The sequence below is a fragment of the Enterococcus sp. RTP21361st1_A6_RTP21361_211029 genome (genome assembly GCF_040910045.1).
GTDB classification, from domain to species: Bacteria; Bacillota; Bacilli; order Lactobacillales; family Enterococcaceae; genus Enterococcus_D; species Enterococcus_D gallinarum.
The window spans coordinates 1-1,166 of the sequence record NZ_JBDGBK010000223.1; the positions used below are offsets into that span (position 1 = coordinate 1).

1 protein-coding gene is annotated in these 1,166 nt (G+C 52.1%); it reads left to right on the forward strand.

What is annotated here, in order from left to right; all coding sequences use genetic code 11:
• Positions 1–113 precede the first annotated feature (113 nt).
• Positions 114–1,127: a LacI family DNA-binding transcriptional regulator gene (locus AB5Z52_RS17215; protein ID WP_250241632.1), complete on the forward strand. Its 1,014-nt coding sequence runs from the start codon at positions 114–116 to the stop codon at positions 1,125–1,127.
• Positions 1,128–1,166: the final 39 nt, after the last annotated feature.

The window sequence follows — 1,166 nt, forward strand, 5'->3', positions numbered from 1 at the left end:
ATGATAATCGAGATGCGGTTTTCTTTTATGGATAAGGGGCTGCGGACGTTTTCTTGGAGATAATCACGCAGCCCCCTACCGAAGTGAAGGGATAAATCATCGGAAGGGAAATTGTGGATGATAAGTTTCCGGCACATCATCGCGTTAGCCTGAGCGATGTGTCCAAAGCCACTCGGATATCCGTTGCCACCGTGTCTCGAGCCTTTTCTCATCCTGAGCGCGTCAACAACGATACATTGAGGACCATATACCGCGTGGCGGAGGAAATCGGCTATGTGCCGCGCAAAGGTTCTGCATACGCGCATGACGAGTCCAGCAAATTGATCGCCGTGGTGATCAACGACGTTGGAAACCCGGTATACGCGGAATTCGTGAAGAGCATCCAGCAGCAGTGTCGGAAGTACGGATATTCGATAATGATCATCGACTCGCAAGAGATGAGCTCGATCGAACGTATTATGTTGGGCCTGATGGAGACGTACGTTGCCGGCGTCATACTCGTCTCGTCGCGATTATCCGACGCGAATATCAAGAAGATGGCGAAGATAAAATCCTTGGTGCTTATCAACCGGGCGGTACAAGGCATCAAATCGGTGATTGCGGATACTCGTACGGGTCTGGAACAGGCCGTCCATGAGTTGCGCTCCCTGGGGCATGAGTCCCTAACCTATTTATCAGGGCCAACGGATTCATGGCAGAATATGGTCAGGAAGGAGACGCTGGTCAGCATATGCCGACAGAATGATATCGCTTTGAACTGCATACCATGTTCCGCTCCCACCTACAACGGAGGATTCGCCTGTCTCCCACAATTCTCGCAACATGCCACATCTGCGGTGATCGCCTATAACGACATCATGGCCATCGGCTTCATGACCGCGCTGGAGAAATGCGGAATGGAAGTCCCCGAAAAGGTGTCTGTTGTGGGAATCGACGACATTCCCATCAGCGGAATCGTCAATCCGACATTGTCGACGATTCATATCGATCGTGCGACGATCGGGAAAATGGCGGTGGATGAATTGGTCAGTCGACTGCGCGGAGGAAACCTCCATCGATTGCTGAAACCGATTATGCTGGACTCTCGTTTCATCGCACGTGGCAGCACCGGACCCCGGCGAGATTGAAAGCTATGGGCTAACAATCCGCAAGCGGAATGCCGATAC